This window comes from Pseudonocardia sp. (genome assembly GCF_025965585.1).
Lineage (GTDB): Bacteria > Actinomycetota > Actinomycetes > Mycobacteriales > Pseudonocardiaceae > Pseudonocardia.
On the sequence record NZ_JAOPWR010000376.1, the window covers coordinates 1 to 6,929 of the forward strand.

Annotated in this window: 10 protein-coding genes; 2 read left to right on the forward strand and 8 right to left on the reverse strand. The window is 72.4% G+C overall.

Annotation, left to right across the window (positions count from 1 at the left end; all coding sequences use genetic code 11):
* Positions 1 to 60: 60 nt before the first annotated feature.
* Entirely contained in the window at positions 61 to 1,017 is a 957-nt protein-coding gene (locus JWR81_RS23295) for a YihY/virulence factor BrkB family protein (protein WP_297657012.1), read from the reverse strand.
* Between the two features lie 217 nt (positions 1,018 to 1,234).
* Here JWR81_RS23295 and JWR81_RS23300 point away from each other — a divergent pair, with 217 nt between their 5' ends.
* Both JWR81_RS23300 and JWR81_RS23305 read left to right on the forward strand, forming a co-directional pair.
* Positions 1,235 to 1,666, forward strand: a complete 432-nt coding sequence (locus tag JWR81_RS23300; RefSeq protein ID WP_297657015.1) for a ChaB family protein — start codon at positions 1,235 to 1,237, stop codon at positions 1,664 to 1,666.
* A 23-nt stretch (positions 1,667 to 1,689) separates the two neighbouring features.
* Entirely contained in the window at positions 1,690 to 2,487 is a 798-nt protein-coding gene (locus tag JWR81_RS23305; protein ID WP_297657039.1) for an SDR family oxidoreductase, read from the forward strand.
* Between the two features lie 183 nt (positions 2,488 to 2,670).
* Here the strand turns inward: JWR81_RS23305 and JWR81_RS23310 are convergent, their stop codons facing one another.
* The 7 genes from JWR81_RS23310 to JWR81_RS23340 are packed head-to-tail and all read right to left on the reverse strand — an operon-like array spanning position 2,671 to position 6,852.
* Positions 2,671 to 4,491, reverse strand: coding sequence for a complex I subunit 5 family protein (locus JWR81_RS23310; protein ID WP_297657018.1), 1,821 nt, complete (start codon positions 4,489 to 4,491; stop codon positions 2,671 to 2,673).
* A gap of 5 nt (positions 4,492 to 4,496) precedes the next feature.
* Positions 4,497 to 4,844 carry an NADH-quinone oxidoreductase subunit K gene (locus JWR81_RS23315; protein WP_297657021.1) on the reverse strand — a complete coding sequence of 116 codons (348 nt, stop codon included), beginning with the start codon at positions 4,842 to 4,844 and terminating at the stop codon, positions 4,497 to 4,499.
* Positions 4,841 to 5,581, reverse strand: a complete 741-nt coding sequence (locus tag JWR81_RS23320; RefSeq protein WP_297657024.1) for an MnhB domain-containing protein — start codon at positions 5,579 to 5,581, stop codon at positions 4,841 to 4,843. Before JWR81_RS23320 ends, JWR81_RS23315 begins: the two co-directional genes overlap by 4 nt.
* Entirely contained in the window at positions 5,578 to 5,838 is a 261-nt protein-coding gene (locus tag JWR81_RS23325; RefSeq protein WP_297657027.1) for a DUF4040 domain-containing protein, read from the reverse strand. Before JWR81_RS23325 ends, JWR81_RS23320 begins: the two co-directional genes overlap by 4 nt.
* Positions 5,835 to 6,131, reverse strand: a complete 297-nt coding sequence (locus tag JWR81_RS23330; RefSeq protein WP_297657030.1) for a monovalent cation/H(+) antiporter subunit G — start codon at positions 6,129 to 6,131, stop codon at positions 5,835 to 5,837. Before JWR81_RS23330 ends, JWR81_RS23325 begins: the two co-directional genes overlap by 4 nt.
* On the reverse strand, positions 6,128 to 6,382 hold the full coding sequence (locus JWR81_RS23335; protein ID WP_297657033.1) for a monovalent cation/H+ antiporter complex subunit F: 255 nt from the start codon (positions 6,380 to 6,382) through the stop codon (positions 6,128 to 6,130). The genes JWR81_RS23330 and JWR81_RS23335 overlap by 4 nt, the downstream gene beginning before the upstream one ends.
* A complete protein-coding gene (locus JWR81_RS23340; RefSeq protein ID WP_297657036.1) occupies positions 6,379 to 6,852 on the reverse strand; it encodes a hypothetical protein in 474 nt (157 codons plus the stop codon). Before JWR81_RS23340 ends, JWR81_RS23335 begins: the two co-directional genes overlap by 4 nt.
* Positions 6,853 to 6,929 lie beyond the last annotated feature (77 nt).

Genomic DNA, 6,929 nt, shown 5'->3' on the forward strand with positions numbered 1-6,929 from the left:
AGGCGGTGACAGCGCCGACGTCAGGACCGACGGCCGGCACCGACCGCGCCTGATTCCCCCTCAGTCCCGCGCCACCTCGTCCGCGGCGGTCGCCCCGCGCTCGCCAAGCGGCTGCTCCTCGCCCTCGGTCGAGTCGCGTCGGGTCTGCCGCTCGGCCTCCGCGTTGATCTCGGCGCCCAGCAGGACGATGTAGCAGGTGAGGTAGAGCCACAGGAGCAGTACGACCACACCCGCCAACGCTCCGTAGAACTTGTTGTAGTTGCTGAAATAGTCGACGTAGAAGCTGAACGCGGCGCTGCCGACGATCCACAGTACGGTGGCCACGATCGATCCAGGGCTCACCCACCGGAACTTCGGGGCGTCGCGGTCGGGCGCCACCCGGTAGACCACCGCGAGCGCAAGGATCACGAGCACCACCAGCAGTACCCATCTCAGGACCTGCGCAACGACTGCCGCGACGAGGCCCAGGTGCAATATGTTCAGCACCAGCGGGACCACCGCCACCAGCGCCAGCGCCAGTAGGACGAATACGAGGCCGCCGAGCGTCAGCAGCAGGGCGAGGCCGCGCCTGCGAACGAAGTTGCGGGTCTCCTTCTCGTCGTAGGCGAGGTTCACGGCCTCGATCAGGCTGCTCGTGCCGCTGGACGCGGACCAGAGGGCGACGAGCAGCGACACGACCAGCCCGACGCCGAGTGCTCCGTGGCTGCCCGAGACGATCGAGGTCAGCTGGCTGACGATCAGCGGCTGGATCTCCCGCGGCAGCATCGAGGTGAGGCTCCCGACCTGCCGCTCGATCTGGGCGGGATCGGCGACGAGCCCGTACAGGGTCACCGCTGCGATCAGGCCCGGGAACAACGCGAGGAACACGAAGTAGGCGACACTCCCGGCGAGCATCGACACGTTGTCGTCGCTGCTCTCCCGCATGGCGCGGCGGACGATCTGCCACCAGCCGCGCGGGGGGATCTCGGTGGGTCGGCGGGCCTCGTCGCCCGGCAGTCGGCCGGTCGTGACGGCCATCATTGCTGCTCCTCTCGCGGGTCTCTCCCGGACCCGGTTGCGATACCCCTGGCCGCGGGGTTCATGCCGCCGGACCATCTAAATGAGCGCGACGGTGCCGACGATGCGGTCGCGGGTCGTCGGCCGCCGTCGCGGCGAGTTCTTCCAGGTCCACCTGGCCCGGTTCGGCCCCGCTGGTACGGGGTAGCCACCCGGTGATCCGAAGGAGGTGGCCAACATGGCCGACGATCACCAGCAGACCGAGCGGATGCGCGAGGACGTGCCATCGACCATCGCGCGCTCCGGTGACAAGGCGGTGCGGACCTACGAGAAGACCCTCGAGGCCGCTGAGGAAACCTACGGTGACGGCGAGCGTGCCCGCCGGACCGCGTACTCGTCGCTCAAGCACACCCACGAGAAGGTGGGCGACCATTGGGAGCCCAAGGACGAGCCTGGGCCGTCCGACCGGCAGGCTGCCCGGGGTGGGGAGGAGTCGCGCCGTCACCCGGCGCCGACCGCGCAGGGTGTGGACGCCAGCGCGAGCAAGGGCCACCTCGAGGACGTCGCCGAGAAGGTCGGCATCGAGCACCCGGAGAAGCTACGCAAGGACGAGCTCGTGGAGGAGATCGAGAAGGCCAACGCGCGCGCGACGCGAAAGGCCCGGTCGTGAAGCCACCGGGTGAGACCGGGGCGATGGACCCGGAGCCGCATGACGAGATGCGCGACTACGTGGGGCGCGGCCTGCTCGACGGGCAGGTCGCCCTCGTCACCGGCGGCGACTCCGGCATCGGCCGCGCGGTGTGCGTGGCGTTCGCGAAGGAGGGCGCCGACGTGGCGATCGCCTATCTCAGCGAGGACGTCGACGCCGAGCACACGGCGAAGCTGGTGGAGGCCGAGGGGCGGCGCTGCGTGCGGGTGCGGGGCGATCTCGCCGCCGCCGATCACTGCGCTGCCGTGGTGGAGCGGGCGGTCACCGAGCTCGGCCGTCTGGACGTCGTGGTCAACAACGTGGCGACGCAGCAGGTCGTGGAGGCGCCCGAGGAGATCACCGACGAGGCGTGGCTCCGGACGTTCGACGTCGACGTGCACAGCTACTTCCGAGTCACCAAGGCCGCGCTGCCGCACCTGGGCCGGGGTAGCGCGGTGATCAATACAGGCTCGGTGAACGGACTGCGCGGCAACAAGAGCCTCATCGCGTACTCGGCGGCCAAGGGCGCGGTGCACGTGCTCACGATGTCGCTGGCGCAGGCCCTGGTGGACCGCGGTATCCGCGTCAACTGCGTCGCGCCGGGCCCGGTCTGGACGCCGCTGATCCCCTCGACGATGCCGCCGGAGAAGGTGGAGTCGTTCGGCCGGCAGGTGCCGATGGGCCGCCCCGCCCAGCCCGACGAGATCGCCCCGTCGTATGTGTTCTTCGCCTCCGAGCGGCTGTCGAGCTACTACACCGGCGAGGTGTTGGCACCGATCGGTGGAGAGACGACGCCGGGATGAGCGCGCAGCCGCCCGGGCCGGCATCGCCCCAGCACTTCTGCCCCGCGGAGCCCGACGGGTCCGGCACGGTCGTCTGGCTGCTCGCGGACGAGGCCGCCGTGTGCGATGCGCCGGGTGGCCGCCCTCGCCTCAGCCACCCGTCGCGCGGGCCCAGGGAGCGCACGTATTCAGGACGACACGTATTCAGGACAAGGGGAGCACCAGCAGCGCGCCCAGCGCGGCGACCCCGACGAGCAGCCAGGTGACGTAGTCGCCGATGTGTCCCGAGTGCAGCCGGCGCAGGCCGGTGAGCGCCGGCTGCAGCGCCTGGGCCGTTGCGATCAGGCGAGGCTGCCCTCGCCCGTGTACCGCGAGGAGCGCGACCACCACGGCGAGCGTGGCCGAGAGCAGCCCGAGTCCCACGCCGGTGGCCGTCCACTCGGTGACGGGGACTGCCACGGGGGCGCTCCCCGTGCCGGTGCCCAGCGCTGCCGTGACGTAGCCGCCTCGATCGACGAAACGGGCCGCGGCCCCGGCGACGCCGTCGGCGAACGCCGGCACCAGCCCGAGCGCGAGACCACCGAGCAGGAGCACGCCGATCGGCACCAGCATGGTGGGCGGCACGCGTTGCAGCGGGCTACCGACCTCCGCGTGCTCCTCCTCGCCGCTGGTCTCGTCGTCCTCGGCCGGGCGGTGGTCCGGTAGGGGCCCCACGCCCCAGTAGATCCGCAGGGCCGCGCGGAGCACGGCGCCACCGGTCGCGGCGGAGACGCCGACGAACAGCGCGACCGCCCACGGCGCGCCTGCGCCGGCCACCGCCTCCTCGGCGACGGCCTTGCCCAGTCCGGTGCCGAACGGCGGCAGCCCGGCCAGGGCGAGCGCGCCCAGCGGCATCAGCCACGGCAGCAGGGTGGCGCGGCGGCCCCGGCCGTGCAGCTCGATCTCGTCGACGCTGCCGTAGCGGTTGAGGATCACCCCGGCCATGAGGAACAGCGCCGACTTCACCGCAGCGTGGCCCGCGACGTAGAGCGCGCCGCCGGCGGTGCCTGCCGCGTCCAGCGTGCCGAGCGAGAGCAGGAACAGGCCGGTGTGGGCGATCGTGGAGTAGGCGAGCAGCCGTTTGAGGTGGCGCTGGGCCAGGCACATCACGGCCCCGACCACCCCGGTCAGCGTGCCGAGGACGAGGAACGCGCGGTGCACCGTCCCGGGAGGGACGGCCACGCCGAACGCGACGATGTAGACACGGAAGACGCCGTACACCCCGAGCTCGACCATGATCCCGGAGAACATGACGCACACCGGCGTCGGCGCGACGGCGTGCGCGTCGTCGAGCCAGAAGTGGAACGGCACCATGGCCGCCTTGACGAGGAAGCCGGTGGCGACCAGCGTGAACGCGACCGTGACCAGCGCATCCACGGGTCGTGCGGCCAGTGCGGCGGAGAGCGGCGCGAGCCCGAGCTGCCCGGTGCGGGAGTAGATCAGGCCGATCCCGAACAGCGTCACGTACGCGCCGAGCGAGTTGACCACGCCGAACGACAAGGCGCCCTGCACCGATAGAGGGTCCTCGGTGTGGAAGCCGGTCAGCGCGTACGCGACCGCCCCCATCAGCTCGAAGAACACGAGCATGTCGAACAGGTCGCCCGACAGCGCGAACCCGGTCATGCCGGCGAGGAACAGCAGCATCAGCGCCGGGAAGTGGGCCTCGGCGGTGTCGAAGTAGCGCCAGCTGAACACCAGGGCACACACCAGCAGCAGGGCCGCGGTGAGTGCCACACCGGCGCCGATGGGGTCGGCCACCAACGTGACGCCCACGGTCGGTGACCAGCCGCCGGTCCAGGTGACGACGGGCCCCTGCTCCGCGGCGGCCAGCAGGGCGACGTCCAGGCCGGCGACCGCCGCGGCGGCGAGGGTGGCTGCGGCGTCGACAACCCGCCGCGGGAGCCGGCTGCCGCCGGCGAGCAGCGCGCACGCCGCGACGACGGGCACGGTGATCGCGAGCGGGGCGAGCGCAGCAGCCCCCGTCACCCCGGTCATCCCTTCAACGACGACAGCTCGTCAGGGTCGGTTGTACCGTGACGGCGCGCGACCTGCACGGTCAGCGCGAGCAGCAGCGCGGTGACCGTCGCCGACACGACCACGTCGGTGAGTGTCATGGCCTGCACCACCGGGTCGACCACGACCGGACTCGGCGGGTTCGTCGTGCCGAACACCGGGGCTCCCGCACCGGTCTGGAACCCGACCGCCACGAGCAGCACGTAGCTGCCCGACTGGGCCACCGACAAGCACACCACCGCGTGCACGAGGTCGCGGCTGCGGGTGATCCCGAAGGCGCCGACGAGTAGCAGCCACCCGGCCACGAGGTAGGCCACGAGGGTCACGGGACGTCCTGCCGGATCCGCAGCGCCTGGTCAAGGAAGCGTGCCAGCAGGACGACGACGCCCGACGCGACCTCCACCCCGACGGCCACGTTGAGCAGCGGCACCGTGCCCGACGACAGCAGCGCGCCGAACGTGCCCAGCGGCAGCACGTTGGCGAGGAAGCCACCGCCGGCGGCGAGCCCGGCGAGCCCGGTTGCCGCGAACACGGTGGTGCCGACGGCCTCGCCGGCCCGGTACAGCCCGACCGGGCGCGCCTTCTCCAGTATCGGCAACCGTCCGGTGAGGTAGAGCAGGTGCACAGCGGTGCCCAGCACGACGCCACCCTGGAAGCCGCCGCCGGGGGTGAGGTGTCCGTGCGCCACCAGGTCGGCGCCGATCAGCAGCGTCACCGGGAGCAGCACGTACCCGAGCAGCGCCACGGCTTCGAGCACCGGGCCACCGTCGTGCTCGACGGTGTCGGTGTGCTCCTGCTCCGTGGGACGCAGCAGCGTGGCGGCGCCGACGACGGATCCCAGCAGGATCGTCTCCTCACCGAACGTGTCCAGCGCGCGCTGGTCGTAGTTCACGGCGGAGACCACGTTCGCGGTCGCGTGCTCCACGGCGGCTGCGACGGCCCGGTCGCGGTAGGGGTGGTCGTTCGAGCCGAACTGCGGCATCCCCAGCACACCGACGACCCAGAGCGTCGCCACGGCCGCTCCGGCGAGCAGACCCAGCATCAGCCGCGCCCGTCTGGTCACCGGTCGTTCTCGTCCCGCTCGCGGCGGGCGCGGCGGACCGCTCCCAGCGCGAGCATCACCATCAACGGCACCACGGCGGCGCCGACGGTGAGCTGGGCCAGCGCCACGTCGGGGGCCTGGAGTACGAGGAACATCACGGTGAGCAGCAGGCCGTACACGGACAGCGTCACGGCCTGGGCGGCGGGCTCGCGGGTGCCGACCACGGCGGTGCCGCCGACGGCGACGAGGACGAGCGCGACCAGCACCAGCGCGCTCACCGCCGCTCCCCCGCACGCTCCCGAGCCACGAGCCGGCCGGTCGCCGAGCCCAGCACCGGTCCGGTCACCACCAGCAACAACACCACGACCAGCACCTGCCCGGTTGCCGAGCTCCAGCCGTTCTCCACCGCCAGCGCCGCCCCCAGCAGCGGCCCGGCCACCGACGTGACGGGGGTGAGGAAATGCAGGCGGGTGGCCGCCTCGCGCACCAGGACGGCTCCGACCGCGGACGCAACGGCGACGAGCACCCCGGCAGCGAGGAGCACGAGGACGACCACATGGCCGGTCGTCACGGCCGGGCCCCCAGCAGCCGGGTGAAGACGAGCGTGCCGGCGAACGAGAGCAGCACCAGCACCAGCGGAAGGATCAGGTACTGCGACTGGCCGTCGGCCTGGGCGAGCAGCAGCAACACGAGCACCGTGACGGCGCTGCCCAGCTCCAGCCCCACCAGCCGCGCGACCGGGCGGCCCCGGACACCCAGCCACAGCGCCGGCCCGAGCCCTCCCGTCATCAGCACGAGAGCGGCGACCGACCACGGGTTCACCGGCCCAGCACCTCGTCAAGGCGCGGCCGGCCGTCGGTGAGTGCGTGGGTGACGACCACGTCCGCCCCGGTCTCCGCAGAGCTCCAGTCCACGACGTAGGAGCCGGGCGAGAGCGACAGCAGGATCGTGACCGCGGCTCGGCGGGTGGCGGCCACGGTCTCGTCCGGCTCGGCGGGCAACCGCGTCCGGCGCAAGGCGCCGCGGTCTCGTCCGTGGACAGGGACAGCCAGCACCCGGGCCGTGTCGGCGAGCACCGCCACGGCGACGGCGGGCAGCCACCGCACCCAGCCGCCCCGCAACCGCCAGGTCCTCGACGTGGCCCGCCGCGCAGCCCGCGCGGCGAGCGCACACGGCACCGCGACCACGCCGGCCACCACGACCTCGGGTATCGACAACGGCGTCGCCGTCAGGAGCCACAGCCCGGACAGCAGCAACCACCACAGTCCGGGTTCGAGCCACCGTCGGCGCACGGCGCGGAATACCCCGTCCTGACCTGCGCCACACCCCCGATGCTCCACAGGAGACCGATCAACCGGACCCTCCTGCG

Excerpts from the sequence above, each read along its gene's own strand:
- JWR81_RS23300 (WP_297657015.1), top strand. The coding sequence starts at position 1,235 with ATGGCCGACGATCACCAGCAGACCGAGCGGATGCGCGAGGACGTGCCA.
- JWR81_RS23305 (WP_297657039.1), top strand. The coding sequence starts at position 1,690 with ATGGACCCGGAGCCGCATGACGAGATGCGCGACTACGTGGGGCGCGGC.
- JWR81_RS23295 (WP_297657012.1), bottom strand. The coding sequence starts at position 1,017 with ATGGCCGTCACGACCGGCCGACTGCCGGGCGACGAGGCCCGCCGACCC.